Below are 26171 nucleotides of genomic sequence, written 5' to 3'. Positions count from 1 at the left end.
GGTTAACGGGCGCGTGGCGGGGCGAGGATAAATCGGGTAGTTCACTACGCGTGAAACCGAACGGTCAGGACGGGAGGCTGACGTTCATGAAAAGGCTTGTGGTGTGCTGTGACGGCACCTGGAAGGCCGAGTCCAGTACGACGGTGTCGAACATCGTCAAGATCGCGGAGACGGTGCAGCTGACCGGTGCGGACAGGGAGGGGAAGTCCGTCGGTCAGCGCATCTGCTACGTGTCGGGCCCCGGCTCGCGCGGATTCCTGTCGGATCGGATCATGGGCGGGGCCTTCGGGCTCGGGCTCGAGGCCAATCTGTCGGCGGCCTACTGGCAGCTGGCGCTGAACTGGGAACCGGGCGACGAGATTTTCATCTTCGGGTTCAGCCGGGGTGCGTACACCGCGCGCAGCCTGGCGGGGTTGATCAACCGGCTCGGAATCCTGAAGTACGACGCCATCATTCACGGCAAGTACCCCCGGGCGCTCGAGATCTACCGGACCCGCAGGGCGCACCCGGACGACCCGGATCCCTTGGAGTGGGCCGAATTCCGGGCCGAGTACTGCCACCGCGAAACCCCGACCATCAACTTCCTGGACGTGTTCGACACGGTCGGGGCGATGGGCGTGCCGGGGCTGACCGCCCGGCGGCACCGCTTCCACGACCTGCGCCTGTCGCGCATCGTGCACTGCGCGCGGCAGGCGCTGGCCATCGACGAGCGGCGGCGCGAATTCGCGCCCTGCCTGTGGGAGATCCCCGCCGATCAGCGCGAGCTCTACGACCGCCCCGACCGGGTCAAGCAGGTCTGGTTCGAGGGCGTGCACAGCGATATCGGCGGCGGCTACTCCGACTGCGGGCTGTCCGACATCACCCTGCGCTGGATGATCGCCGAGGCCGAGGCCGAGGGTCTGGCCTTCGACCGCGACCGCCGCGACACCCTGCTGAGCGGCTGCCCGTTCGACGTCGCCCACCGGCACGATTCGCTGAGCCCCGCCTTCCAGGTGCTGAATTACCTACGCCTGGCGACGAGTTGGGGCAGTCGGCGCTTCTACTGGGATTCCTGGCGCAAGCTGCTGCAGGACGAGGATCAGGACAGCTTCCTGGCCTCGACCGTCCCGGACCGGAAGGGCTACCGCCCGGCCAATATCGAGCGCTGGAGCGCGGCGGGGCGCGGTCCGGTGCCGCCGGATCTGATCGAGCCCGTCGACCTGGTTCCGCTGCCGCGCAAGGTCGCTCACGCGAGTTGACGGCCATGCTGATTTCCTCCTACCGGACCGTCGCCGCGGCGTTATCCTCGCATCGGCGGACTCCGGGAGGAGGTGCGCGGACGGTGGGCGCTACCGAGCTGGTCGCGGGGGCGGTTTTCGCGGGGTATGTGATCGAACGCCGGTTGGGCGCGGGCGGCATGGGGACCGTGTACCTGGCCAGGCATCCCGAACTGGAGATGCCGGTGGCGCTCAAGGTGCTCGAGCCGGTGGTGGCAGATGCCGCCGGGGCCGCGCAGTTCCGGCGCGAGGCCCAGCTGGTGGCGAATCTCCAGCATCCGAATATTGTCGATATCAAGGGTTTCGGCGACGATCACGGCGTGCTGTGGATGGCCATGCGATACGTGCCCGGCGGGGATCTGGCCGACCTGATCGACGAGAACCCGTGCGGCATCGATCCGGCGCGGGCGGTGCGCATGGTGGCCGCGGTGGCCGATGCCCTCGACTACGCGCACGCGAATCAGGTGGTACACCGGGATGTCAAGCCCGCCAATATCTTCCGCACCACCGGGACCGGGGGTGCGGATTGGGTGCTGATCGGCGATTTCGGCATCGCGCGCAGTCTCGCGGCGGGGGAGACGCAGACGGCCAGCGGGCGGTGGGCCTTCTCGCAGCCGTACGCGCCGCCCGAGCAGCGGGTCGGCCGCCCGGCGGGGCCGCGCGCGGACGTGCATGCGCTCGCGGTCACGCTGTACCAGTTGGTAACCGGCGAGCTACCCAGCGAATTGCCGATACCCGAACGGGATTCCCGGCTCCCGGGCACGCTCGGCGCGGTGCTGGCCAAGGCCACCGCGTGGAATCCGGCCGACCGGCAAGCCAGTTGCGGCGAGCTGGCCGCGGCCGCCGCGCTCGCCCTGCACCGGACCGCGCGGCGCGGCATACCGGCCGTGCTGGCCCGGCGCGCGGCCGAGCGGCGGCACCGGGCGGCCACCGAAGCGTGGCGGCAGCTCGGGCTGGGGGAGCGACTGCCGACGGCACCGGAGGACAAGGGGACCCCCGCGGACGGCTCGGTCCGGCCGCGCGGGACCCGACGGCGCACCGTGACCATCGCCGCGGTGACGGCCGCCGTGGTGGTCGGCGCGGCGGTCATAGTCGGTGTCCTGCACTGGAATTCCGCGCCCGCCCGGGTCGCCGCCGGATCCGCCCCGTCGGCACCGATCAGCGCCCGCTGCGTCTACACCGCCACGGTGCCGGTGGCTCCGGGTCTGCACGCCGTCGTACCCGTGACCGGCGACGGTGGTCGCCGCTGCCTGCTGTCGGGCAAGGACGCCGCCCAGGGGCCCCTCGAGGGCGTCAAGACCCTCCAGTCGGCCCTGCGCACCTGCTACAGCGTCGAAATCGCCGATGTGGACGGCATTTTCGGTGCGGATACCAAACGTGCCGTCCTGACCGTCCAGGAGCGCCACGCCATCACCCGCGACGGTGTCTTCGGCCCGCAGACCTCCGCGGCCATGAACTGGCCGGTCTACAACGACGACAACGTCATTCAACCGCCCTGCCGCACCGTCTCGCGGTGAGGCCCGAGCCGGGCCGTCAGCGCACGAGCAAGGCCACCGGCAGCCGGGCGAACAGCTTCTCGAGCCGGGCGCGGCCGGAGAAGGTGTGGCCGGTGAGCCGGTCGGTCCAATGTCCCTGCGGCAGATCCAGGACCGTGTCGCCCCAGCCGCCCGCCTCGTCGAGGCGGATGCTGTGGCGGGTGACGGCCACGATCACCTCGGGGGTCTCGCCGGAGCGGCCGCGGGCGTAGGAGACGAGGTGCCCGGCGCGGTCGCCGGAGGCGAACAGGGGCGTGTAGGTGCCGCCGACGAAGCAGTCGGGGCGTTCGCGGCGCAGCCACAGCGCGTAGGCCGCGATCCACATCTTGACCGCGCCGGAGGGGTCCAGATCCGGTGTGCCGGTGAGCGATTGCAGCAGCAGGGTGCGGTGGGTGAAATCGACCGGGCGGCGGTTGTCCGGATCGGAGAGCGAGTCCTCCCACAGTTCGCAGCCCTGGTAGATGTCGGGGATGCCGGGGCCGCACAGCTGTAGCAGCTTCTGCGCGAGCGCGTCGGTCCAGGCGTGCCCGGCCAGATCATTGACGAATTCGCCGAGTTCGGCCCCGACCGGACCATCCAGGACGGTGTCGATCCAGCGGTGCACCGTCGTCTCGAACTCGATATCGGGTTCCTCCCAGGAGGATTGGGTGCCCGCCTCGCGAACGGCCTTCTCCGCGAACTGGTGCAGCCGCTCGCGCAGCCCGGGCACCGAGGCCGCCGGGCGGCCGTCGGCGGGCCAGACGCCGAACATGGTCTGCAGCAGGAACAGGGTGGTCGCCCCGTCGGGCCCGGGCGCGATCTCCTCCCAGGTGCCCACCGAGCGCGCCCAGATGTCGGGCACCTGCGAGAGCATGCCGATGCGGGCGCGCACATCCTCGCCGCGCTTGGTGTCGTGGGTGGACAGCGCCGTCAGGGTGGCGGGCCAGCGGGCGGCGCGCTCGGCATTGGCCAGGTGGAATTCGATGACCGAGCAGCCGAAGCGGGCCGGGTCCGCGCCCATCTCCTGCAGCGACACCAGCCGGGCGGCGCGGTAGAACATGGTGTCCTCCACGGCCTTCGCGGTCATCGCCCCGCCCACCTGGTGGAAGCGGGTGGCCGCCTCGCCGCCGGTGGCCAGCGCGGTCACCAGCACCTGCAGCGGCGCGGTGAGCTCGGCATTGCGGCGCGCCACCTCGGCCACCACCGCGCCGACCATCCCGGCCAGCGGTGCGTAGTCGGTGCGGTAGACCGGCATGAACGAGAGCACCTCGATGGTGGCGTTGGTCAGCGCCATGGTGTCGAAGGCGTCGGCGCGGGCGTCGCGCTTGATGGCGGCGACCAGGCGGCGCACCTCGGGCACCAGCATGGTCTCCGCGACCGCGCGGCGAATCCGGTGCTCCTGCTCGGTGAACCAGGCGCGGTCGCTGCCGTGACCGGTGAACTGACGCGACAATTCGGTCAGCTGCTTCTCGCCGTCCGGGTCGATGAGCACGCCGCCGATATCGGCGAGGGCGTCGTAGCCGGTGGTGCCGTCGATGGGCAGGGTGGCGTCGAGGGGCTCGCGATTGGACAGCACCTTCTCCACCAGCAGCAGCCGCTGCGGGCCGATGAGCTGACGCAACCGGCGCAGGTACTCGCCCGGATCGGCCAGGCCGTCCGGATGATCCACGCGCACACCGTCGATCAGGTCGTGCTCGCACCAGGCGGCCAGCTCGCGATGGGTGGCCTCGAAGACGTCCGGATTCTCCTGCCGGATGGCGGCCAGCCCGCCGACGGTGAAGTAGCGCCGGTACCCGCACAGACCCGACTTCCAGTTGACCAGCCGGTAATGCTGTTTGTCGTGGATGCGCAGCGCGTTCTCGCCGTCGGTGCCGGGCGCGATGGGGAAGCGCATATCGTGCAGCGCCAGCATGGGTTCGGGTCCGGAGCGGTCCACGGTGAGCGCGGCCGGATCGTTCTCCCCGGCCAGCACCGGCAGCGCGATGCGCCCGCCCGCGCCGTTGCCCGGCGTCCAGTCGATATCGAACCAGGAGGCGTACTGCGACTCCTTGCCCAGCCGCAGCACATCCCACCACCACTGGTTCTGCCGCGGATCGGCCACGCCCACATGGTTGGGCACCAGGTCCACGATCAAACCCATGCCGCGGCTGCGCACCTCGTCGGCGAGGGTCTTGAGCCCGGTCGGCCCGCCGAGGGCCGCGGAGACCGTGGCCGGGTCGGTGACGTCGTAGCCGTGCGTGGAGCCGCGGGCCGCGGTCATGACGGGCGACAGGTACAGGTGCGAAATGCCCAGCTGCTGCAGGTATTCGGCGATCGAGCGCGCGTCCGCGAAGGTGAGCGCGTCGGGCCGCAGCTGCAGGCGGTAGGTGCTGCGCACGGGCGTCTGCCGGGCGATGGGGCCGGTGTGGTGTTCGGGCGAGCTGGTCATGGCGGTATCGATCATGCCGTACGGCGCAGCACGAGCAGGCAGCGTGCGGCGACTTGCACGGTCGAGGCGGCGGGGCGGGGCGGATCGGCGGCCGGGTCGCCGGTGGGCGTGGAGCAGTCCAGGGCGATCGACCAGCTGTTGCCGTGCGCGGCGTCGGGCAGGGTGAAGTCGAGGGGTTGGTCATGTGCGTTGAAGCACAGCAGGAACGAGTCGTCGGTGACACGTTCGCCGCGCGGGCCCGGTTCGTGGATGCCGTCGCCATTGAGAAAGACCGCCAGTGAGCGGGCGAAGGTGGTCTTCCAGTCGGCGTCGGTCATTTCCGCGCCGCCGGGGGTGAACCACGCGATCTCGCCGGGACCGCGCCGATCCGGGGCCGGGTCGAAGAAACGGCGGCGGCGGAAGATCGGGTGCGCGGCCCGCAACGCGACTGTGCGCCTGGTGAATTCGAGCAGCTCGGCATTGGTGTGCATAAGTGTCCAATCCATCCACGACAGCGGTGAATCCTGACAGTAGGCATTGTTGTTGCCGCGCTGGGTGCGGCCGAATTCGTCGCCGTGCAACAGCATCGGCGTGCCCTGGGAGAGCAGCAGGGTGGCGAGCAGATTGCGGGATTGGCGGGCGCGCAAGGTCAGAATCTCGGGATCCTCGGTCGGGCCCTCGGCACCGCAATTCCACGAGCGGTTGTAGTTCTCGCCGTCCTGATCGCCCTCGCCGTTGGCCTCGTTGTGTTTCTCGTTGTAGGACACCAGATCCGCGAGGGTGAAGCCGTCGTGCGCGGTGACGAAGTTGATGCTCGCGCTGGGGCGGCGGCCGGTGGCTTCGTACAGATCCGACGAGCCGGTGAGCCGGGATGCGAACTCGCCCAGGGTCGCCGGCTGCCCGCGCCAGTAATCGCGTACGGTGTCACGATATTTGCCGTTCCATTCGGTCCAGGCCACCGGGAAATTGCCGACCTGGTAGCCGCCCTCGCCGACATCCCAGGGTTCGGCGATGAGCTTGACCTGGCTCACCACCGGGTCCTGCTGCACCATGTCGAAGAAGGTGGAAAGCCGGTCCACATCGTGCAATTCGCGGGCCAGGGTGGCGGCCAGGTCGAAGCGGAAGCCGTCCACGTGCATGTCGAGGACCCAGTAGCGCAGCGAGTCCATGATGAGTTGCAGGGCGTGCGGGTGGGCCATATTGAAGCTGTTGCCGGTGCCGGTGTAATCCATGTAATGCTGCGGATCACCCTCCACCAGGCGGTAATACGCGGCATTGTCGATGCCCCGGAAACTGAGCGTCGGGCCGAATTCGTTGCCCTCGGCGGTGTGGTTGTAGACCACGTCGAGAATGACCTCGATCCCGGCGGTGTGGAAGGCACGGACCATGGCCTTGAATTCGGTCACCGCGGCGGCGGGGGAGGGGCCCGCGGCATAGCCGCGATGCGGGGCGAAATAGCCGAAGCTGTTGTAGCCCCAATAGTTTCGCAGGCCGCGATCGAGCAGGATGCGGTCGTCGAGGAACTGGTGCACCGGCATCAGCTCGACTGCGGTCACGCCCAGCTGCCGCAGGTGCGCGAGGATCGCCGGATGCGCCATGCCCGGGAAGGTGCCGCGCAATTCCGGCGGCACCTCCGGGTGGGTGAAGGTCATGCCCTTCACGTGCGCCTCGTAGATGACCGTCTCGTGATAGGCCCGCCGCGGCGGGCGGTCGTCGGCCCAGTCGAAGTACGGGTTGATGACCACCCCGGTCATGGTGTGGCCGAGCGAATTCTGGCCGTAGTTGTAGGGCGCGGCGTCGGTGCCGAAATCGCCCTCGAACGCCTTGCCGTACGGGTCGAGCAGCAGCTTGCTGGGGTCGCAGCGCAGGCCCCGGGCCGGGTTGAAGCGGCCGTGGACGCGGAAGCCGTAGCGCTGTCCCGGCGTGACGCCCGGCAGGTAGGCGTGCCACACGTAGCCGTCCACCTCGTCGAGCGGGATCCGGGTCTCGCGGTGGTCGGGGTCGATCAGGCACAGCTCCACCCGCCGGGCCACCTCGGAGAAGACCGAGAAGTTGGTCCCGGCGCCGTCGTAGGTCGCGCCCAGCGGGTAGGCGGTCCCCGGCCAGACGCCGAGCGGGGTCGGGCCGGGAGTCGCGGGAGCCATGCAGGCACCCTATCGGCGGCCGCTAGCGCGCCGGTTCGGCCCCCGGTCGCAGTGGCCGCCGCCAGGTCTGGCCGACCAGATCCACGCCGAAGCTGTGGTGCGGATTCGATTCGGTGAGTGTGAAACCCGCGCGCTCGTAGATGTGGCGGGCCGAGGTGAGCACGTCGTTGGTCCACAGCACCAGCTCGGAGTAGCCCGCCTCGGTGGCGAAGCGCAGGCATTCGTCGACCAGCGCGCTGCCCACGCCGAGGCCGCGCGCGGTGGGTTCGACCAGCAGCAGGCGCAGGCGGGCCACGGTGTCGTGCTCGCGCATGCAATAGACGCAGCCGACCGGTTCGCCCCGGTACTCGGCGATCCAGGCCCGTTCCCGCTGCGGGTCACGGGAATTGAGCTAGTCGGCCACGATCTTGGCGGCCAGCGCCTCGTACTCACCGTTCCAGCCGAACTCCTCGGCGTAGAGCTCGGCATTGCGGGCGATCACCCAGCCGTGCTCGCCGGGCCGCGGCTCGCGCAGCACGACGGCGGCGGGATCGGGTTCGGCCTCGGTGTCGAGGATCTGCTCGATGGTCCGCATGGCCCCGACCAGCCGGGTGCGCACGCCGGGCGCGTGCGGGACCAGCAGCCCGCCGATCTGTTCCTGGGTGCGCCGATCCAGGACGTCGAAGGCGGCGCGCCCGGTCTCGGTCAGCTCCACCACCTGGCGTCGACCGTCGGAGTCCGATCTGCGGCGGGCCACCAGTCCCCGCTCCTCGAATTTGGTCAGGATCCGGCTCAGGTATCCGGCGTCCAGGTCGAGGGCCAGCCGGATGTCGACCACCTCCGAGGGCCCGAAATCGGCCAGCTCGAACAGGATTCGGCCCTCGGTGAGTGAGTATTCGGTGCCGAGCATCGCGCCCTGGAGAACTCCGATGATGCGGGTGTAGCGCCGGTTGAAGGCGCGGATCGCGGCGATGTGGCGGGCCTCGACGGGGTCTTCGCGGGTGCTGACGGGGCCCTCGCGGGTACTGGTTGCCATCTCGGCTCCAATTCTTTGACCGGGTCAAAGAATACGCCGCACCGGCGGGTCGGGACAGGGTCCGTGGTAACTTGAACGGCGTTCAAGCCAGCTCCTCGTAAGGACCTCCTGTGGCATTGACCCCCGACGCGATCACCGCCCTCGACGCGGCGCACGTGTGGCATCCCTACGGCGGCTTCCCGGCCGGGACGGAACCGCTCGTCGTCGCCTCGGCGTCTGGCACCCGGCTCACCCTGGCCGATGGGCGTGACCTCGTGGACGGCATGAGCTCGTGGTGGGCGGCGGTCCACGGCTACCGGCACCCGGTCCTCGACGCGGCGCTGCAGGCGCAGGCGGGCAAGATGATTCACGTGATGTTCGGGGGCCTCACCCACGAACCGGCGGTCCGGCTCTCGCAGCTGCTGGTCGAGCTCACCCCCGAGGGTCTGGACAAGGTCTTCCTCTGCGACTCCGGCTCGGTGTCGGTCGAGGTCGCCGCGAAGATGTGCCTGCAATACCAGCGCGCCCTCGGCCGCCCCGAAAAGCACCGCCTGATGACCTGGCGCGGCGGCTACCACGGCGACACCTTCACCCCCATGAGCGTCTGCGATCCCGAGGGCGGCATGCACTCGCTGTGGACCGACGTGCTCACCCCGCAGGTCTTCGCCGGCGCCCCGCCGGAAAACTATGAGCCGCACTACGTCGCGGAACTCGAACAGGTGATCGCCGCCCACGCCCACGAACTCGCCGCGGTCATCGTGGAACCCGTGGTCCAGGGCGCGGGCGGCATGCGCTTCCACGACCCGCGCTACCTGTCCGACCTCCGCCGCCTCTGCGACGCCCACGACGTCCTGCTCGTCTTCGACGAGATCGCCACCGGATTCGGCCGCACCGGAACCCTTTTCGCCGCCGAACAGGCCGACGTGCGCCCCGATGTCATGTGCGTGGGCAAGGCCCTCACCGGCGGCTACCTGACCCTCGCCGCGGCCCTGTGCACCTCGCGGATCGCCGAAACCATCAGCCGCTCCCACGGCGGCCTCATGCACGGCCCCACCTTCATGGGCAACCCCCTCGCCTGCGCCGTCGCGGTCGCCTCCATCGAACTGTTGCTCTCCCGTGACTGGCAAGCCGAGGTCCACCGCATCGAGACCGAACTCCACTCCGGCCTCGCCCCCGCCCGCGATCTGCCCGGCGTCACCGACGTCCGCATCCGCGGAGCCATCGGCGTCATCGAACTCGACCACCCCGTGGACATGCGCAAAACCACCTACGCGGCAGTGGAATCCGGCGTCTGGCTCCGCCCTTTCCGCAATCTGATCTACGCGATGCCGCCGTACATCAGCACCACCGACGACATCGCCCGCATCACCACCGCCATGCGAGCCGCCGCCGCTGTCTGAGCGCCTACTCCCGGTCCCGGTCTCGGACGATCGCGGCGGTGACGAGCCGAGCCGGATCCCGGACCACGATTTCGCCGTTGTCCGGGGACTCCAGCCACCGGACGACGACGGTATCGCCGTCGCCGTCGATGCCGACGAATGCGTTGTGGTCCTTCACGGCCGCGGCCCGCATCAGTTCGCGGTTGCCGATCATCGCCCCGGTGCGGGGGTCCAAAGCGGTCGCGATGACCGATTGGTCGGCACCGTCGACGCAACCGGCGGCTCGGTAGAAGGCGGTCGTGGTGACCCTGATCTTCAGGTAATTCGCGGTCGCACACCCTTGCGGGAGCAGGTTCGCGGACCACAATCTTGCCCCGGTGCGCGCATCGTAGCCCCGGAACTCGCTGCGCCCGTAGGTGATCAAGGGGGCCGGAGCGAACCAGGGCTCGCCCGCGACGAATGTCGGCGCGTCCCGCTGTGCGTTCGCGTCGCGGGTGAAATCCGAATCCTGCCAGAGGATCTCGCCGGTGTTCGCGTCGAAGGCCATCCAGCCCAATGTGGCCCATTCGGCGAGCACGACCGCACCGTTGTCGGCCGAGCGCAGTGTCCCGGCGTGGTAGACGATGCCGTCCCGCCCGCGGTATTCGGTGTTCCTGCGCAGGTAGTGCCAGCGCGGGGTGCCGGTCTCGCCGTCGTAGGCGGTGATTCCCTGCCGCGACGCCACGACGTATCCGGTGCCCGCGGCAACCAGGCCTTCATTGCGGATGCCCTCGTCATACCAGTTCGCGGGCATGCGAATCCGATACTGCTGCGTGCCCAGACGGGTCGGTCGCGCGGGCACCGTCGCCCGGGCCGCGGTGGTGTGGTCGACATTGCGGTTGTCGTCACCGGCCCGCACCGCGGCGACCGCGGTGGCAGCGGGAATTACCACGCCGATCACCGCCGAAATGATCAGTGCCCGCTTCGACAGGCGGCGGAGCTGTTCCGGCAGCACGAAAACGCAGATGGCCGATACGGTTCCGATGACCAGGAGGGCACTGGCGGCGAACGCCGTGGGCAGTTGCCCGAAGAGGGGATTCTGCAACCGCAGCCGGTGCCACGCCTCGACCGCGTGAAAGCTGTGCGCCAAGCCGCGGTGCCCGTCCCAGTCGCGGTACAGCCGGACCACGGCGATCGCCACCGCGATCAGCACCGCCCCGCCCAGTAGGCAGGCCACGGTGGCGAAAGCGCGCGGCATGACGGAAATATCGAGGCCCGAAAGGTTCTGGCTGAAAGCACTCGGATAACCGAGGTGTTGCTCTTCAACGGCCGCGTCGATGCGAAGAACCGACTGTAGACGGCGAGAATCGTGCCGCCGGCTATCATGCCGAATCCGATCACGCCCGCTATCGCGCGGATCCGGGTCCATCGCCCCTGTGACCCGGTGTCCTGCGATGTCAACGCCGAGAACCCCCTGAGTCGCTGTGCCTCACCTGGTTTTCAGCAGCTTATCTGCGGATTTGCTGCTGGCGCCGGCGGCACGCAGCTCAGCGACTAGCACGTTTTTCGCGTGCTTTGTCCGGATTTTCGCTGTCCGACAGGACTTCCCAGACTCTGAAGACGCAGTGGTAGTCGTCGGACCAGCCGCGGGCGATCAGCATGAAGGTGTCGCCGTCGCGGAGGATGGTGCGGCGGCTGATCAACTTCGGATGATCGGGGATGAATTTCGAGACGAGGGCCGGGACCTTCGCGAGGGCTTGTTCGCGGGTTCCCACCACCTCCGTGAGGATCTTCGGACTCCAGGTTTTGCTGTCGCCGAAGCCGGTCGTCTGCTCGACCACTATTGCCCATCGTGGCATCGCGCAGCCTCCTTACGACCCAAGCATAACCTCGCGCACCGACACCCATGGTCTCCTGAACGGCGTTCAAGTATGCTTCCGAGCTGTGACTGCCGATCCCTTGAGCTGGCTCGACGCACGCGCGGCCGAGCGCGTGGACGCCGGGCTGCGCCGGGCGCTGCGCCCGCGCACCTCCGATGACATGACCGTCGACCTGGCCTCCAACGACTACCTCGGGCTGGTGCGCCACCCCGAGGTGATCGAGGGGGCCGTCGCCTCGGTCCGGTACTGGGGCGCCGGTGCGACCGGTTCGCGCCTGGTCACCGGGACCACCGCCGAGCACGAGCAGCTCGAGACCGAACTCGCCGAATTCGTCGGCGCCGAGGCCGGATTGGTGTTCGCCTCCGGCTACGCCGCGAACCTGGGCGCGGTCACCGCGCTGGCGGGTCGTGGGGCGCTGGTGGTTTCGGACGCGGGCTCGCACGCGTCGCTGGTCGATGCCTGCCGGTTGTCCCGGGCCCGGGTGGAGATCGCCCCGCACCGCGATCCCGCGGCGGTGGACCGCCTGCTGAGCGGTCGCAGCGAGGAACGCGCGCTGGTGCTGACCGATTCGGTGTTCAGCGCCGACGGCGATCTCGCGCCCCTGACCGAACTGCACCGGGTCACCCGTGCGAACGGCGCGGTCCTCATCGTGGACGAGGCGCACGGCCTGGGCGTGCGCGGCGAGGGCGGCCGCGGCCTGGTCCACGAGTGCGGCCTGGCCGGTGAACCCGACCTGATCATCACCGCCACCCTCTCCAAAGCCTTTGCCGCCCAGGGGGGTGTCGTCCTGGCCAGCGAGCGGGTCCGCGCCCACCTCATCGACGCCGCCCGCACCTTCATCTTCGACACCGGCTTGGCTCCCGGTGCCGTCGGTGCGGCCCGCGCGGCCCTGGCGCTGCTCCGCAGTGACCCCGGCATGGCCCAGCGCGTCCTCGACCGCGCCGCCGACCTGGCCCGGATCGCCGGTGTCCCGCAACCCGATTCGGCCGTGGTCTCGGTGATCCTGGGCGAGGCCCAGGTCGCCTACGACGCCGCCCAGGCCTGCATCGCCCGCGGCCTGTCCGTCGGCTGCTTCCGCCCGCCCTCGGTCCCCGAGGGCACCTCCCGCCTGCGCCTCACCGCCCGAGCCGACCTCACCGAGGCCGAACTCGCCACCATCGCAACCATTCTCGGTGAGGTCCTCGCCGAAGCCCGTGCCCGGGAGGTCGTCTCGGCATGACCCGCCTGCTGTTCGTCACCGGCACCTCCACCGACGTCGGCAAGACCGTCGCCACCGCGGCCCTGGCCGCCATCGCCCGCGCCGCCGGTCTCGAGGTCGCGGTCTGCAAACCCGCCCAAACCGGTGTCGCCCCCGGCGAACCCGGCGACCTGGCCGAAATCACCCGCCTGAGCGGCGTCACCCGCACCCTCGAACTGGCCCGCTACCCCGACCCCCTGGCCCCCGACACCGCCGCCCGCCGCTGCGGACAGCCGCTGCTGACCTTGGCCGAAACGGTGGCCGGAATCGAATCCTGCTCGGACACCGACCTGGTCCTGGTCGAGGGCGCGGGCGGCCTGCTGGTCCGAATCGGCGAATTCACCCTCCTGGACCTGGCCCAGAAGCTCGGTGCCTCCGTCGTGCTGGTCACCGCGGCCGGTCTGGGCACCCTCAACCACACCGAACTCACCACCCGAGCACTGGTGGCCGCGGGTGTCGAATGCGCGGGCCTGGTCATCGGATCCTGGCCCGCCGACCCGGATCTCGCCGCCGACTGCAACCGCACCGACCTCCCCGCCGTCACCGGTATCGACCTGGTCGGTGCCATCCCCGGCGGCGCGGGGGCCCGGCCCGGTCCCGACTTCACCGTCGCGGCCCCTACCTGGTTCGACCCGGCCTGGACCGCCACCTACCTCACGAATTCCTAACGGGTCGTCCGGCAACCTCGGGGGCATGGAAGAGTCGGGGGTTGCGCATGTGCTGCGGCGCACCACATTCGGGCCGTTTCCCGGGCGGGTGGAGGCGCTCGCCGAAAAGGGGATGAGTGGTGCGCTCGACTGGGCGCTGGGCGCGCAGGCGGTGGATGTCGGCACGCCGGTTTTCGGTGAGGAGGCCGATGCTGCGGCGGACGGGCCGGTGGGGCATTGGCTGAAGGCCATGGGGGATCCGGCGGCGGGGGTGCACGAGAAGCTGGTGTGGTTCTGGCACGGGCATTTCACCTCCAGCCACGACAAGGTCGATACCTGGGAATTGATGTGGAAGCAGCATTTGCTGTTGCGGAAGCATGCGCTGGGGAATTTCCGGGAGCTGGCGCAGGCGGTGACGGTGGACGGGGCCATGTTGCAGTGGCTCGATGGGGCCGGGTCGGTGGCGCAGGCGCCCAATGAGAATCATGGGCGGGAGCTCATGGAGTTGTTCACGATCGGGCGGGGGAACTACACGCAGGCGGATGTGAAAGCCGCGGCGGTGGCGTTGTCGGGGTGGGATGTGGATGACGAAGGGGTGGTGCGGTTCGATCCGGAGGCGGGGAACCGGCGGGCGGTGCAATTGCTGGGGCGGTCGGTGACCACGGTCGGGGATGCGGTGGATGTGCTGTGTGATCGGCCGGAATGCGCTCGGTTCATTGCCGCGAAGCTGCATCGGTTCCTGGTCGGGCAGGTCGCCTCCGAGGAGCGGGTGACCGAATTGGCGGCGGTGTTCACCAAAGCGCGGTTGGAGATTCGGCCGCTGGTGGCGGCGATCCTGCGGGATCCCTCGTTCGCGCGGGCGGTGTACGCGCGGCCCAGGTTTCCGGTCGAATGGGTGACCGCGGCGCTGGCGGTGTGCGGAATCGACAATGTCACAAAGGCTTTCGAGACCATGGCGGCGCTCGGGCAGTCGCCGTTCTATCCGCCGAATGTGGCGGGGTGGCCGCCGGGGAATCGGTGGATCGCACCGGGTACCGCGGTGGCGCGGGCGGCGGTGGCGATCGAGGCGCCGGTGCTGGCCGAGATCGCGGGGGCGAGCGATCCGGTCGCCGCGGTCTTCGCGCGGGCCGCGATCTACGATCCCACGCCCGGAACCCGGACTGCCGCACGCGATCTGGCGTTCGAACTGCGCCGTGAACCCCGGCAGCTGGCGAGCGCCCTGCTCGCGCTGGCCATCACCGCGCCGGAATTCACGCTGGCATGACTCGGAAAGGATCTCCCATGGACTCGTTGAATCGGCGCACCGTCCTGCGGGCCGGGCTCGGTGTCGGTGTGGTTGCCGCGGCCAGCGGGATCGCCGCGTACGAGGTGCTCGGCACGTCCTCGGGCCCGCGGCTGTGGAACCCGCCCGCGCCGGTGCGGGCCGCGGCCCCGGACAAGCGCAAGCTGCTGGTCATCGAAATGGCCGGGGGCAGTGACGGATTGTCGATGGCCGTGCCCTACGCGGACTCCCGCTACCGGGACCTGCGCCGCCGCACCGCCATCGCCGCCGACCTGGTGCACGCCATCGACGACCGGCTCGGCCTGCACCCGAACCTGCCGAAGCTGGCGCGGGCCGGTGTCTCGGTGGTCCCGGGCGTCGGCACCACCGTGCCCGACCTCTCGCAGTTCGAGATGCTCCACCGCTGGCAGACCGGCGACCCCGAGGGCACGCTCTCGTCCCGAGACCGGTTTCCTGGGACGCCTGTGTGATCACCTCGGCGATCCGTCCGCACCCGCGGTGGGTGTCGCGCTGGGCACCGGTTCCTCGCAGGCGCTGGCCTGCGAACGCGTCACCACGCTGTCCGTGGATTCCGGAAACGACGGCCTGTTCCCGGTTTTCGAGGACGAGAACCTCCGCGGCGCGTGGCTGGCCGCCCAGCGCGCGATGGCGCACCCGGACCGCGCGGACACCCCGCCGTTCACCACCGCGCGCGCGGGAACCGCTGCTGCACTGCGATTCTCGGATGTCGCCGCGACGCTTCCGCCCGCCGCCGACGGCTATCCGGACAGCGACCTGGGCGTGCAATTGCGTTTGGCCGCACGGCTGCTCGCCGACGAGAACCACGGCCTGCGCATCGTGCACGTCCCCATGGGCGCGGACTTCGACACCCACACCAAGCACCCCGCCCGCTACGCCGACCTGATGCGGGATCTCGACGACTCCCTGTCCGCCTTCCGTGCCGACCTCGCCGCCCGCGGCCTGACCGACCGCGTCCTGATCGCCGCCTACAGCGAATTCGGCCGCCGCGTCCCCGACAACGACTCCGACGGCCTCGACCACGGCGCGGCCGGCACGGCCCTGCTGCTCGGCCCGACCAATCCCGGCGTCTTCGGCGAGCCGCCCTCGCTGCGCAACCTCGACGCCGACGACAATCTGCGGGCCACCGTCGCCATGACCGAGTTCTACGCGACCATCGCCGAGAGCTGGTTCGGCGTGCCCGCCACCGACGTGCTGGCGGGTGCGCCGCGTCCACTGCCCGGGGTCGTGGCCGCATGACCGGTGCGGATGTTGTAATGACGCAGGTGCGGATACTCGTGTGCGAGGACGACAAGGAGCTGGGCGACGAGGTCGCGGCGGGACTGCGGGCCGCCGGATTCGCGGTCGACCTGGCCCGCGACTATGCCGACGCCGATCTGAAGATCGCCGTCAATGCCTACGACTGCCTGGTCGTCGACCGCGGCCTGCCCGACGGCGACGGACTGGATCTGGTGCGCGCCCACCGCGAATCCGGACAGCGCACCCCGGTCCTCATGCTGACCGCCCGCGACGCCCTGGCCGACCGGCTCGACGGTTTCGCCCAGGGCGCCGACGACTACGTGGTCAAGCCCTTCGCCATGGACGAACTCGCCGCCCGGGTGCGGGCGCTGTGCCGCCGCCAGGAACTGCCCGCGGCCACCCGCACCGTGCTCGGCACCCTGGTGGTGGACCGCCCGCGCCGCCGCGTGCACCGCGCGGGCACGCTGCTCACCTTGACCCCCAAGGAATTCGGCGTGCTGGAACTGCTGGCCACCCGCGCCGGCACCGTGGTCTCGCGCAGCGAACTCATCGAATGCTGCTGGGACGAGATGGCCGAACCAGCCTCCAATGTCGTCGATGTGGTCGTCGCCCAGCTGCGCCGCAAGCTCGGCGACCCACCGCTCATCGAAACCGTGCGCGGCGTCGGCTTCACCATCGCGCTGTGAGCCGCCTCCGGCTGCGGCGCACCCGGTGGCTGCTGACCGCACTCTTCACCACCCTGACCGCGCTGTGCCTGATCGTGCTCGCCTCCATCGCCGCGTCGATCGATGAGCGTTCCCGGGACAAGTCCCTCGACGCCGGTGTCGACCGGGTGCTGACCGGCGTGGTGCGCGAGGTGTACTGGGGAGACACCGGCATCGATCTCGAAACCGTGCGTGGCGACGACGATCTGGTGGGCGGACCCACCGCCGTCGCTGTGCTGGTACGGGATTCGAGCGGCGGCTGGCAGGAACTGTTCGCACACAAGCGGAACGGACTGCCCGGAGATCTCACCAGGACGGCGCGCGCGGTCGCCGACTCCGAGGACGGCTCCTGGCAGACCCTCGACGATCGCGCGGGCCATCCGGTGCGGATGGCGGCCGCCCCGGCCTGGGACAACGACGGTGCGGTGGGCGCGGTCGTCTTCGTGGGCGGCGATCCCGCGCCCGGCGCACGCGATCATCGCAGCCTGGTCATGGCCCTGTGGGGTGGCGGGCTGGCCCTGGTGGCGCTGGCCGCGCTGGCCGGGCACCTGCTCTCCGGTGCGAGCATGCGCCCGGCGCTGCGCATGCTCGACCAGCAGGAGCGCTTCCTGTCCGACGCCTCGCACGAATTGCGGACGCCGCTGGCCACCCTGCGGCTCTATCTGGATGCCGCGCTGCGCGATCCGGCCGATGCCCGGCGCGCGGTGACCGACGCCCGCTCGCTGACCGACCGCATGGGGCGCATGGTGTCCGGGCTGCTGGCCCGCACCCGCGCCGAAACCGGTGTGGGCGAGTTGGATCGGCAGCGGCTGCACCTCGATCAGCTGGTGGAGGGCGTGGTGGCCGAGTGCGGCGGCGAGGTCGCGCTGGTGGCCGAACCGACCGCGGTGCGGGCGGATCCGGATCTGCTGGCGCTGGCCGTGCGCAATCTCATCGACAATGCGCTGGTGCACGGCGGCACGCCGGTGCAGGTGCGGGTGGCGGCGGGGCAGGTCACCGTGCGCGATCACGGACCCGGCGTGGATCCCGAACTCACCGACCCCTTCCGGCGTGGCGCGGTCGGGACGCGCGGGCATCACGGCATCGGGCTGTCGCTGGTGCGGTGGGTGGCGGAGGTGCATTCCGGTTCCGTGACACTGACTTCCGCGGACGGGGGCGGCACCCTGGCCACGCTCACGCTGCCGGAAGCGCCGCCGGACTCGCCGAACGACGCGTGAAGCTGTCGTGATCTTCGTCACATGCGGCGTAGGGTGGCGCGGTGCCCTCAACCAATGTCGAGAAGTTCGTCGGTGCCCCGCGGTCGAATGTCTTCCGGGCGCTGCTGGATGCGCGTTCGGTCCGGACCTGGATGGTTCCCGACGGAATGAGCAGTCGCGTCCACGAATTCGATCCCCGCGTCGGCGGTCGCTTCCGCATCTCGCTGACCTACGACGTGCCCGGACAGGCCGGTAAGACGACCGCGCACACCGACACCTTCCACGGGGTGTTCGCCCGCGTCGTTCCGGACCGTGAGGTGGTGCAGACCGTCGAGTTCGAGACCGAGGATCCGGATCTGTGTGGCGAGATGACCGTCACCTACACCCTCGCCGACGCCCCCGGCGGCACCACGGTCACCGCCCGCCACGAGAATCTGCCGCCGGGACTTTCCCCGCGCGACAACGAGATCGGCTTCCGCATGTCGCTGGCCAAACTCGCCGAGCTGACCGAGCACGCCGGTAAACACTGACCGCCGGCATACCCGGGTGACCGGCGCAGTATCAGGAGATGTCCAGCAGCACAAGCCTGGATGAAACTTCGGAAATTCGTACCCTTGATTGGTATGGCGCTGCCGGGTTTTCCGAATCCGACCGGTGTCGCCGAGTACGACGACCGGCGGCGGCGTGAACGCCTGCGCGCCACCCGGCTCGGCGCCGGGTGGGTGCGCTGGCGTTCACGCCGCCGCCGGCTGACGCTGTTGCGGCTGAGCCTGATTCCGCTGGTCACCCTGGGTGCCTTCGCCGAATACCTGGCCGTGGACGTGCTGCCCGCGCAGGGCAGACTGGCGCGCACCGAGCCCGCGGTGCTGCCCATCGCGGGGCCCTCGGATCCCCGGGCGAGCGACACCGCGGTCTTCGACCTGGTTGGGCTCGGCGTGCTCGACGCCAGCGATACCGCGCGCTCGCTGCCCGCGCTGACCGAGCTGGGGTCGGTGTGGGCGGTGCGCTACGACCAGACCGGTATCGACACCAAGGTCATCGCGAATCTGATCGTGAAGGTCACCGCGGCGGCCAAGGCGCCGAATGTGGTGCTGACCGGGCACAGCATGGGCGGGGTGATCGCGCTCGAGGTCGCCAGGCACCTGCACGCGAGCAGTACCGAGAAGGTGCGGGCGGTGATCCTGGATTGCACGCCGGTGGATCTGAACGCGGTCCGGCCCGAGAGCCGTGATCAGGGCGAGGAGATGCTGCGCTGGATGGGGTGGGTGCCCGGCGCGCGGGAGAGCCGACTGCTGCGGCTCATCGTCGAAATGTACGCGCACCACGAGCATTTCGTGGGCGGGCGGTACGGGCTCCGCGGCGCGGAGTTCCGCACGGCCGTCAAAGACATACTGCGCGACAAGATCCTGAACGGCGATGCCGCCAGCAACGGCCTGATCGAGGCCCAGTTCAAGGCGATCGTGGCGGGCGGCGCGGTGGACGATCTGCGCGTGCTCGCCAAACCCGTTGCGGGCAAACCGCGTCCGGCCATCGTGTTCATCCGGCCGCACGACCCCTACGACGATCCGATCGTGGACGTCGACTATTCGCACCGGGTGCTGATCGACCGGGTCGGCGGGGTGGACGGGACGCTGCTGGTGGTGACCACGCGAACCACCGGGCACGCCAACCCGATCGAGCGGCCGCGCGAGTACAACGGCGTCATCGAGAACCAGGTCGTGCCGTTCGTTCGGCAGATCCGGCAGGACGAGGCCGCGGTGGAGTCGCTGGGCCGCTGACGCGCCGGGGCCGGTCAGCGCACCGCGTCGTCGAACGCGGGACGAATCCCCGAGGGCGGCACCAGGTTCCAGCGCTCCAGTTGCGCGCGCACCTGCTCGGCGGCATCGATGTTCAGCGGACCGCTGGTCCACAGCGCGTACGGCAGGTTCAGGAACCGGCCCTCGGTCACCGCGCGCAGGTTCGCGATGCCGGGCTTGCCGCGCAACAGGTCCACCTTCTGCTGAAAGCTCTGCGGCGGATAGTCCACGAACACGATGGCATCCGGATCCGCGGCCGCCACCCGCTCCCACGACACCTGCGTCCAGGTGTCAGCCACGTCCTCGAGCGCGTTGCGCGCTCCCGCGGCCTCCAGAATCGCCTGCGGCGCACCGAACTTCCCGCTGGACATGACGGTGTCGGAGGCACTGTCGAACACGAAGATCGTGGGCTGCTTCCCGCCCTGCGGCGCGGCTTGCAACGCCGCCAGCCGTCGATCCAGATCACCGGTGACCCGCGTCGCCTGCTCCTCGCGGCCGGTGATCGCCCCCAGCGCGGTGAGATCCGTGCGCAATGCCGTCCACGGATCCACCACCCCGCGCTCACCATCGGCCCTGCGGCAACTCTCGGTCAGCACATAGGGCGCGACCCCACTCGCCCGCAGTGAATCGGGAGTGAGGTTCGCAGCCTCCGAGTACCCGTAATTCCACCCCGCCACCATCACATCCGGCCGCTGCGCCAGCACCGTCTCCCGCGAAGGATAATCCGGCGCAACAGAATTCAGCTTGTCGACCACATCCCCGTAGTGCTTGCGCAGCGTCTCCGCATCCCGCTTCAAGCTGGACACCGCAACCGTCTGCTCCTGCGCCCCCAATGCCAGCACCATCGAGATCAGATTCCCGTCATTGACGAACATCCGCTGCGCAGGCGCCGGAAACCTCTGCTCCACACCACAATTCCGCACCACCAAATTCCCCGAGGCCGCCTGCGGAACCCCGCACGCCGCCACCACCCCCACCAAACCGACCACCACAGCCATCCCCCCGACCGACCGCCACCTGCCCGATACCGCCGAGTGGCAAGCCCGCTCGTGTGAGGGAATCCTCTTGGCCATGACTATGCCTTTCGTCCGGTGATGATCAGGTGGGTGCCGGGTGAGTCCGGGGCCGGGACGCGGTGCGCTCGGACGCCGAACACTCGGTCGAGGACGTCGGCGCGCAGCGCCGTCTCCGGTGGTTCGAGCGGATGCGCCCGGCCGCCGTCGACCACCAGCACGCGGTCGCAGTACCGGTCCGCCAGCGCCAGATCGTGCAGGCTCATGACGACGGTCTGCGCCAGTTCCCGTGCCAGCGTCAGTAATTCGAGTTGATGCGTGATATCCAGATGGTTGGTGGGCTCGTCCAGCAGCAATACCGGTGTCCGCTGTGCGAGCGCCCGGGCCAGCAGCGCCCGCTGTCGTTCCCCGCCGGAGAGCCGCCGCACCGCTCGCCCCTCGAACCCGGCCAGATCCACCAGCCGCAGCGCCTCATCCACCGCCGCGCGCTCATCGTCCCCGCCTGCGCCCCACGGCGGCAGATACGGCGTGCGTCCCAACGCCACCAACTCACCGACGAGCAGATCCGCGGGCGGCTGCTCGTCCTGCCCGACCAGGCTCACCAGCCGGGCCCGCTCCCGAAGCGAAACCCGATGCAGCGCACGCCCATCCACCAGGACCTCACCCGCCCTGGGCGCGACCAGCCCCGCCATCGTGCGCAACAACGTGGTCTTACCCGCCCCGTTCGGCCCGACGATTCCGATCGTCTCGCCTGCCCAAACCTCGAAGTCGACGCCCTCGACCACCGTGCGTCGCCCGGCTGCGCACGCCAGCCCCCGGACGCACACTGCGCCCGCTCGCTCCGGCTTGCGATGCGGTTCGAGCTTCGGGTTCTGGCTCTCGTGGATCACGCGGCACCGAAGCGGTAGGTGCGGCGGCCCATGAGGAACAGGAAGGCGGGGGCTCCGATCAGGCCGGTGAGGACGCCTACCGGGATTTCGGTGGGGCGGACCAGGATTCGGGTGGCGGCGTCGGCGACGACCAGGAAGGTCGCGCCGCACAGGGCGCTGGCCGGAAGGAGCGTGCGGTGGCGGGGGCCGATCAGGAGGCGGGCGGCGTGGGGGACCACCAGACCGACGAAGCCGATGCCGCCGGAGACCGCGACCAGGATGCCGACCAGTACCGCCAGCAGGATGAACAGGGCAATTCGTAGCTCGCGCACCGGGACTCCGAGGGAGGCGGCGGTGTCCGGGCCCAGGTTCAGGGCGTCGAGCCAGTTCGCCGCCGTCAACAAGGCGGCGAGGGCGGCGGCTACTACGCAGGAGGGCAGGAGGATTCGGGTCCAATCCGCGCCCGCGAGGCTGCCGAGGAGCCAGAACAGGACCGATTGGGCGGCCGACGGTTCGCTGCTGCGGAAGATCAGGTAGCTGCTGAAGGCGGCGAACGCCGAGCCGAGGACCGTGCCGGTCAGGACCAAACGCAGTGGGGTGAGCCCACCTTGGGCCATCGCGATCAGAAAGACCGCCGCCGCGGCCAGCAACGCGCCCGCCAGCGCGCCCGCCGACAGCGCCCACATCCCGGCCCCGGCGAACAGGCCCGAGGTGATGACCGCCGCGGCTCCGACGCCCGCGCCCGAGGAGACGCCCAGCAGGTAGGGGTCGGCGAGCGGGTTGCGGACCAAGGTCTGCATGGCCGCCCCGGCGATGGCCAGGCCCGCGCCGACGATGGCCGCGAGAATCGTTCGCGGGACTCGCAATTGCCACACGATGGTGTCAAGTCCGAGGTTCGCGGCGGTGCCGCCGGTGATCCGTTGACGCAGTACCTCGACGACATCGCGCAGCGGAATGTTCTCCGCGCCGAAGCCGGTCGCGACGACCATGGCCGCCAGCAGCAACAGACCCATGACGGGCAGGGCCAGCGATGTGCGCGCACGGCTCATCGCGGTAGCTCCTCGGGCAAATCGCGGCCTCTCCAGAGTTCTGCGCGGCGGGGGAGGTCTGACTCGCACGGCCCGAAGGCCCTGCTCACAGTGGCGCGACCGTTCCGGAGTTACACCGGATTCCCGCACCCACCGACAATGACAGCGCCGAACTCTACCTCAGCGGATGCGGGTGCCCAGTAGGTGGCGGATGCCGCTGACGAACAGTTGCAGGCCGAAGTCGAAGCGGGAGGTGGCGTCGGTGGTGTCGTAGAGCGGCGAATGTTCCTCCGCCAGTGCGCCCATGGAGTCCATCTGGATGCGGGACTGCTCGTCGACGGTCTGGCCGAGCACGTAGTAGAGCAGTGTGTAGGCGGCCAGGTCGGCTTCCTCGCGGGTCATGCCCGCGCGAATCGCGGCGCTGGCCAGGCGTTCCCGGCCCTTGCTGGTGGTGAGCCTGGAAGCGTAGGTGGCGGAGACCAATTCGGCTCCGTCGCGGTAGGCGAGCAGGCATTCGCGCAGCCGGTGCGCCAATTCGGTGATCTGCTCGGCCCATTCGTCGGCGGTGACGGGCTCGTCCATGGGGGCGAGAATCCGGTCCGCGACCGCGCCGAGCAGGGCCTGCTTGTTGGGGAAGTGCCAGTACAGCGCGCCCGGCTGGACGTGCAGCGAGGTGGCCAGGCGGCGCATGGTCAGATCCGCCAGTCCGTACTGGTCGAGAATGGCGATGGCCCCGTCGACCACGTCCGTGCGATGGAGTTGCACTGAAAAACCCGACCCTCTCGTGTTCCGGCTCACGTTCCGGACTGCTAGCCTACCCTGAACACCGTTCAAGTTGCTCGGCCACACTCGGCCGGACGAAGGGATTCCCGCGGACATGACCCAGGCAGCCGTCACCACCGACATCCTTGCCGTCGCTCGCGAGCAGGTGCTCGAGCGCGGCGTCGGCCTGACCCAGGACCAGACCCTCGAGGTCCTGCGCCTCGGCGACGACCGGCTCGAGGAACTCCTCGGCCTGGCCCACGACGTGCGCATGAAGTGGTGCGGGCCCGAGGTCGAGGTCGAGGGCATCATCTCGCTCAAGACCGGCGGCTGCCCGGAGGACTGCCATTTCTGTTCGCAGTCCGGCCTTTTCCAGTCCCCGGTGCGCGCGGCGTGGCTGGATATCCCCTCGCTGGTCGAGGCCGCCAAGCAGACCGCCAAGACCGGCGCGACCGAATTCTGCATCGTGGCCGCGGTGCGCGGACCGGACGAGCGGCTCATGGCGCAGGTCGCCGCGGGCGTTGAGGCCATTCGCAACGAGGTCGACATCCAGGTCGCCTGCTCGCTCGGCATGCTGAACCAGGAACAGGTGGATCAGCTGGCCGCCATGGGCGTGCACCGCTACAACCACAACCTCGAGACCGCGCGCTCGCACTTCCCGAACGTGGTCACCACCCACACCTACGACGAGCGCTGGGACACCCTGCGCATGGTGCGCGAGGCGGGCATGGAGGTGTGCTCCGGCGGCATCCTCGGCATGGGTGAGTCCCTGGAGCAGCGCGCCGAATTCGCCGCGCAGCTGGCCGAACTCGAGCCCGACGAGGTGCCGCTGAACTTCCTCAACCCGCGCCCGGGGACCCCGTTCGGCGACCTCGAGGTGCTGCCCGCGGCCGACGCGCTGCGTGCAGTCGCCGCCTTCCGCCTGGCCCTGCCGCGCACCATCCTGCGCTTCGCGGGCGGCCGTGAGATCACCCTCGGCGACCTGGGCGCCAAGCAGGGCATCCTGGGCGGCATCAACGCCGTCATCGTCGGCAACTACCTGACCACCCTGGGCCGTCCGGCCGAGGCGGATATCGATCTGCTCGGCGAGTTGAAGATGCCGATCAAGGCGCTCAACGAAACCCTCTGAGGCAGGCCGGTTATCGTTGGTCTCATCGAACCCCAGACACGAAGGATCTTTCGAGGTGGTCGTGGACATCGAGGAGCGCTACAACCCGTTCACGGGTAAGCGAGTGGTGCCGGGTCTGGACGATCCGGTGCCGGCGGCCGCCGCATTGGGGTTGGAGCCGCCGCGCTTCTGCGAACAGTGCGGGCGTCGCATGATCGTGCAGGTCAGTCCCGACGGGTGGTGGGCCAAGTGCTCGCGGCACGGGGTGCTCGATTCCACCAGCATGGAACACCGCTAGTGGCAGCCACACTCACCGCCGAGCCGGGCGGACTACGCGTCGCGGTAGTGATGCGGGAAGTGCGCGCGGCGGCGGTGGTGGTCGCCGCGCTCGCCGCGGTGAGCGCGCTGGCCGGGGTGGTCTGGGCGGTGCTGGCGCCGGCCGAGCAGCTGCTGGTGGTCGAACCCGACCGGGGTACCGCGCTGACCGGGGAGAGTATGCACCGGTTCGACGCCCTCGCCATCTTCGTGCTGATCGGCATTGTCGTCGGCGTGGTGACCACGGCCGCGGTGTGGCGCTGGCGGCGGGTGCGGGGGCCGATCCTGTTGTCGGGCATCCTGCTCGGCTCGCTGGCCGGAGCGTTCCTGACCAAGATCGTCGGTGAGGCGGTCGCCGCGCAACTGCACACCCGGCCCAAGCATCCGGCGGTCCACACCATCGTGGAATTCGCTCCCGCAGTGGAGGGTTGGGCCGCGCTCATCGCCCAACCGCTCGCGGCCGCCGTGGTCGTGCTGCTGCTGACCGCCCTGAGCACCTCCGACGATCTGGGCACCGGCGAGTATCTGCCGTTCGGCGGCCCGCGGCCCGAGCCGGTCATCGTCGCCCCACCCCAGTACGGTTCGGCCATCAGTTACGGCCCGTACCCGGGCTCCAACGGCGGAACCCACTACACCCCGCGCGATCCCGTGGTCCCCTTCGAAGCCCCCGCCCCGGAATCCGACACCACTCGCTGACCCGGTCGGCAATATTCGCTGGCCGCCCGGCGTTGTTACCCTTAACGTGTTCGCGTTCACCGAACCGAATCAGCCTGGGGGACCCCGTGAACACCGAACCCGCTGACCGCGGCGCGCCCGCAGCGGCGGAACGCCCGGACCTGACGGCCTGGCGCCAGCGCCACGAGATCCGCAGATCCAATGCCGCCCAACCCCTCCCGAAAGCCCGCCGCTACAAGCGCACCACCAAACACCGGAACCGATCCCAGGACCGGTGACCGCCGCGGCTCAACGATGGGATTCCGTACCCGACAATTCAACAAACCGGATCGGATTCGGCCGTAGTTGCCGCGAGAATAGCCTCCACCATGGCGAAGTCGATATTTTCAGGTTTCCGGAATCGCAGACAGCCTTACCCATGTCATACCCCGCAAGCCGTTCGGCGAACGCCTCCCGAATATCGCCCCGCATAAGATAAAACGAGACGTACTGCTTCTGACTGGCAAACGCGATCTCAGCGCCATTGTCTCGCTCATAGGTAGGCATTCCGTAATTCATGACCTCTCGAAACCCGCTCAACTGATCGCGACACAGCTCCCGCAGCGCAGTGAGCGCAGGCCTGCGCTCATCGGGAAGTTCTTCCAGGGCTGAGAGACAAAGACAAAGACAAAGACGGAAAGAAAAAAGCAGCCTGGATGAGGGAGAGGGGGTGGCTGGGTTGCGAGCGCA

At 69.6% G+C, this 26171-nt stretch carries 26 protein-coding genes and 1 pseudogene; 16 read left to right on the top strand and 11 right to left on the bottom strand.

The window, feature by feature from the left end; genetic code table 11:
• Positions 1 to 86: 86 nt before the first annotated feature.
• Both NS2_RS16230 and NS2_RS16225 read left to right on the top strand, forming a co-directional pair.
• A complete protein-coding gene (locus NS2_RS16230) occupies positions 87 to 1238 on the top strand; it encodes a T6SS phospholipase effector Tle1-like catalytic domain-containing protein (protein ID WP_147207201.1) in 1152 nt (383 codons plus the stop codon).
• Between the two features lie 83 nt (positions 1239 to 1321).
• A complete protein-coding gene (locus NS2_RS16225; protein ID WP_052086567.1) occupies positions 1322 to 2773 on the top strand; it encodes a serine/threonine-protein kinase in 1452 nt (483 codons plus the stop codon).
• Positions 2774 to 2789: 16 nt separating this feature from the next.
• Here the strand turns inward: NS2_RS16225 and treY are convergent, their stop codons facing one another.
• From treY to NS2_RS37520, 4 genes and pseudogenes are all read right to left on the bottom strand, one after another.
• Positions 2790 to 5198 carry a malto-oligosyltrehalose synthase gene (gene treY / locus NS2_RS16220; RefSeq protein ID WP_052086571.1) on the bottom strand — a complete coding sequence of 803 codons (2409 nt, stop codon included), beginning with the start codon at positions 5196 to 5198 and terminating at the stop codon, positions 2790 to 2792.
• A gap of 11 nt (positions 5199 to 5209) precedes the next feature.
• Positions 5210 to 7321 (bottom strand): glycogen debranching protein GlgX, encoded by a 2112-nt coding sequence (gene glgX, locus NS2_RS16215; protein WP_033088467.1) that lies wholly within the window; start codon positions 7319 to 7321, stop codon positions 5210 to 5212.
• A gap of 22 nt (positions 7322 to 7343) precedes the next feature.
• Positions 7344 to 7682 (bottom strand): annotated as a pseudogene (locus NS2_RS37525) (GNAT family N-acetyltransferase); the annotation flags it as partial.
• Positions 7683 to 7712: 30 nt separating this feature from the next.
• Positions 7713 to 8336 (bottom strand): MarR family winged helix-turn-helix transcriptional regulator, encoded by a 624-nt coding sequence (locus NS2_RS37520; protein WP_228102726.1) that lies wholly within the window; start codon positions 8334 to 8336, stop codon positions 7713 to 7715.
• Between the two features lie 110 nt (positions 8337 to 8446).
• On the opposite strand from NS2_RS37520, the gene NS2_RS16205 reads away from it, so the two are divergent.
• Complete coding sequence (locus NS2_RS16205) at positions 8447 to 9715, top strand: adenosylmethionine--8-amino-7-oxononanoate transaminase (protein WP_033088468.1); 1269 nt, start codon at positions 8447 to 8449, stop codon at positions 9713 to 9715.
• A 4-nt stretch (positions 9716 to 9719) separates the two neighbouring features.
• Here the strand turns inward: NS2_RS16205 and NS2_RS16200 are convergent, their stop codons facing one another.
• Positions 9720 to 10931 (bottom strand): outer membrane protein assembly factor BamB family protein, encoded by a 1212-nt coding sequence (locus NS2_RS16200; RefSeq protein ID WP_033088469.1) that lies wholly within the window; start codon positions 10929 to 10931, stop codon positions 9720 to 9722.
• Positions 10932 to 11220: 289 nt separating this feature from the next.
• A complete protein-coding gene (locus NS2_RS16195; RefSeq protein ID WP_052086568.1) occupies positions 11221 to 11514 on the bottom strand; it encodes a hypothetical protein in 294 nt (97 codons plus the stop codon).
• Between the two features lie 103 nt (positions 11515 to 11617).
• Here NS2_RS16195 and NS2_RS16190 point away from each other — a divergent pair, with 103 nt between their 5' ends.
• The 9 genes from NS2_RS16190 to NS2_RS16155 all read left to right on the top strand — a co-directional run bounded on the left by NS2_RS16190 (position 11618) and on the right by NS2_RS16155 (position 19654).
• On the top strand, positions 11618 to 12772 hold the full coding sequence (locus tag NS2_RS16190; protein ID WP_033088470.1) for an 8-amino-7-oxononanoate synthase: 1155 nt from the start codon (positions 11618 to 11620) through the stop codon (positions 12770 to 12772).
• The gene (gene bioD, locus NS2_RS16185; RefSeq protein WP_033088471.1) at positions 12769 to 13458 is read left to right on the top strand and encodes a dethiobiotin synthase; all 690 of its coding nucleotides are present in this window, start codon (positions 12769 to 12771) and stop codon (positions 13456 to 13458) included. The genes NS2_RS16190 and bioD overlap by 4 nt, the downstream gene beginning before the upstream one ends.
• A gap of 25 nt (positions 13459 to 13483) precedes the next feature.
• Entirely contained in the window at positions 13484 to 14701 is a 1218-nt protein-coding gene (locus NS2_RS16180) for a DUF1800 domain-containing protein (protein WP_071343957.1), read from the top strand.
• Positions 14702 to 14718: 17 nt separating this feature from the next.
• The gene (locus NS2_RS37515; RefSeq protein WP_033088472.1) at positions 14719 to 15189 is read left to right on the top strand and encodes a DUF1501 domain-containing protein; all 471 of its coding nucleotides are present in this window, start codon (positions 14719 to 14721) and stop codon (positions 15187 to 15189) included.
• Positions 15173 to 15976, top strand: a complete 804-nt coding sequence (locus tag NS2_RS16175; protein ID WP_228102907.1) for a DUF1501 domain-containing protein — start codon at positions 15173 to 15175, stop codon at positions 15974 to 15976. The genes NS2_RS37515 and NS2_RS16175 overlap by 17 nt, the downstream gene beginning before the upstream one ends.
• A gap of 17 nt (positions 15977 to 15993) precedes the next feature.
• Complete coding sequence (locus NS2_RS16170; RefSeq protein ID WP_155239358.1) at positions 15994 to 16662, top strand: response regulator transcription factor; 669 nt, start codon at positions 15994 to 15996, stop codon at positions 16660 to 16662.
• Positions 16659 to 17897: a sensor histidine kinase gene (locus NS2_RS16165; protein WP_033088473.1), complete on the top strand. Its 1239-nt coding sequence runs from the start codon at positions 16659 to 16661 to the stop codon at positions 17895 to 17897. Before NS2_RS16170 ends, NS2_RS16165 begins: the two co-directional genes overlap by 4 nt.
• A gap of 41 nt (positions 17898 to 17938) precedes the next feature.
• Positions 17939 to 18406 (top strand): SRPBCC family protein, encoded by a 468-nt coding sequence (locus NS2_RS16160; RefSeq protein WP_033088474.1) that lies wholly within the window; start codon positions 17939 to 17941, stop codon positions 18404 to 18406.
• Between the two features lie 93 nt (positions 18407 to 18499).
• Positions 18500 to 19654 carry a lipase family alpha/beta hydrolase gene (locus NS2_RS16155; RefSeq protein WP_033088475.1) on the top strand — a complete coding sequence of 385 codons (1155 nt, stop codon included), beginning with the start codon at positions 18500 to 18502 and terminating at the stop codon, positions 19652 to 19654.
• Positions 19655 to 19668: 14 nt separating this feature from the next.
• Here NS2_RS16155 and NS2_RS16150 read toward each other — a convergent pair whose 3' ends face one another.
• The 4 genes from NS2_RS16150 to NS2_RS16135 all read right to left on the bottom strand — a co-directional run bounded on the left by NS2_RS16150 (position 19669) and on the right by NS2_RS16135 (position 23347).
• Positions 19669 to 20670 (bottom strand): ABC transporter substrate-binding protein, encoded by a 1002-nt coding sequence (locus NS2_RS16150; RefSeq protein ID WP_033088476.1) that lies wholly within the window; start codon positions 20668 to 20670, stop codon positions 19669 to 19671.
• 77 nt (positions 20671 to 20747) lie between these two features.
• Entirely contained in the window at positions 20748 to 21575 is an 828-nt protein-coding gene (locus NS2_RS16145; protein WP_228102727.1) for an ABC transporter ATP-binding protein, read from the bottom strand.
• Positions 21572 to 22603: a FecCD family ABC transporter permease gene (locus tag NS2_RS16140; protein ID WP_033088477.1), complete on the bottom strand. Its 1032-nt coding sequence runs from the start codon at positions 22601 to 22603 to the stop codon at positions 21572 to 21574. Before NS2_RS16140 ends, NS2_RS16145 begins: the two co-directional genes overlap by 4 nt.
• A gap of 159 nt (positions 22604 to 22762) precedes the next feature.
• On the bottom strand, positions 22763 to 23347 hold the full coding sequence (locus NS2_RS16135) for a TetR/AcrR family transcriptional regulator C-terminal domain-containing protein (protein ID WP_033088478.1): 585 nt from the start codon (positions 23345 to 23347) through the stop codon (positions 22763 to 22765).
• A 112-nt stretch (positions 23348 to 23459) separates the two neighbouring features.
• Here NS2_RS16135 and bioB point away from each other — a divergent pair, with 112 nt between their 5' ends.
• The 4 genes from bioB to NS2_RS16115 all read left to right on the top strand — a co-directional run bounded on the left by bioB (position 23460) and on the right by NS2_RS16115 (position 25720).
• Entirely contained in the window at positions 23460 to 24473 is a 1014-nt protein-coding gene (gene bioB, locus NS2_RS16130; protein ID WP_033088479.1) for a biotin synthase BioB, read from the top strand.
• A gap of 61 nt (positions 24474 to 24534) precedes the next feature.
• Positions 24535 to 24750: a biotin synthase auxiliary protein BsaP gene (gene bsaP, locus NS2_RS16125; protein ID WP_033088492.1), complete on the top strand. Its 216-nt coding sequence runs from the start codon at positions 24535 to 24537 to the stop codon at positions 24748 to 24750.
• Positions 24750 to 25463, top strand: coding sequence for a DUF2567 domain-containing protein (locus NS2_RS16120; protein ID WP_052087129.1), 714 nt, complete (start codon positions 24750 to 24752; stop codon positions 25461 to 25463). The genes bsaP and NS2_RS16120 overlap by 1 nt, the downstream gene beginning before the upstream one ends.
• A gap of 86 nt (positions 25464 to 25549) precedes the next feature.
• The gene (locus NS2_RS16115; protein ID WP_261772285.1) at positions 25550 to 25720 is read left to right on the top strand and encodes a hypothetical protein; all 171 of its coding nucleotides are present in this window, start codon (positions 25550 to 25552) and stop codon (positions 25718 to 25720) included.
• A gap of 10 nt (positions 25721 to 25730) precedes the next feature.
• Here the strand turns inward: NS2_RS16115 and NS2_RS16110 are convergent.
• Positions 25731 to 26171, bottom strand: a 441-nt coding sequence (locus NS2_RS16110) for a DUF1801 domain-containing protein (protein WP_222594873.1), incomplete at its 5' end; no start/stop codon positions are given.

Origin of the sequence: Nocardia seriolae NBRC 15557 (genome assembly GCF_007990715.1) — a bacterium.
Classification (GTDB): domain Bacteria; phylum Actinomycetota; class Actinomycetes; order Mycobacteriales; family Mycobacteriaceae; genus Nocardia; species Nocardia seriolae.
The sequence above is the reverse complement of the archived record's forward strand: the minus strand, read 5'-3'. Positions and strand labels throughout refer to the sequence as shown.

Coding starts and splice junctions, on each gene's coding strand:
- NS2_RS37520 (WP_228102726.1), bottom strand. CDS start 8,336: ATGGCAACCAGTACCCGCGAGGGCCCCGTCAGCACCCGCGAAGACCCC.
- NS2_RS16170 (WP_155239358.1), top strand. CDS start 15,994: ATGACGCAGGTGCGGATACTCGTGTGCGAGGACGACAAGGAGCTGGGC.
- NS2_RS16150 (WP_033088476.1), bottom strand. CDS start 20,670: ATGGCTGTGGTGGTCGGTTTGGTGGGGGTGGTGGCGGCGTGCGGGGTT.
- NS2_RS16230 (WP_147207201.1), top strand. CDS start 87: ATGAAAAGGCTTGTGGTGTGCTGTGACGGCACCTGGAAGGCCGAGTCC.
- NS2_RS16140 (WP_033088477.1), bottom strand. CDS start 22,603: ATGAGCCGTGCGCGCACATCGCTGGCCCTGCCCGTCATGGGTCTGTTG.
- NS2_RS16155 (WP_033088475.1), top strand. CDS start 18,500: ATGGCGCTGCCGGGTTTTCCGAATCCGACCGGTGTCGCCGAGTACGAC.
- NS2_RS37515 (WP_033088472.1), top strand. CDS start 14,719: ATGGACTCGTTGAATCGGCGCACCGTCCTGCGGGCCGGGCTCGGTGTC.
- glgX (WP_033088467.1), bottom strand. CDS start 7,321: ATGGCTCCCGCGACTCCCGGCCCGACCCCGCTCGGCGTCTGGCCGGGG.
- treY (WP_052086571.1), bottom strand. CDS start 5,198: ATGACCAGCTCGCCCGAACACCACACCGGCCCCATCGCCCGGCAGACG.
- bioD (WP_033088471.1), top strand. CDS start 12,769: ATGACCCGCCTGCTGTTCGTCACCGGCACCTCCACCGACGTCGGCAAG.
- bioB (WP_033088479.1), top strand. CDS start 23,460: ATGACCCAGGCAGCCGTCACCACCGACATCCTTGCCGTCGCTCGCGAG.
- NS2_RS16180 (WP_071343957.1), top strand. CDS start 13,484: ATGGAAGAGTCGGGGGTTGCGCATGTGCTGCGGCGCACCACATTCGGG.
- NS2_RS16200 (WP_033088469.1), bottom strand. CDS start 10,931: ATGCCGCGCGCTTTCGCCACCGTGGCCTGCCTACTGGGCGGGGCGGTG.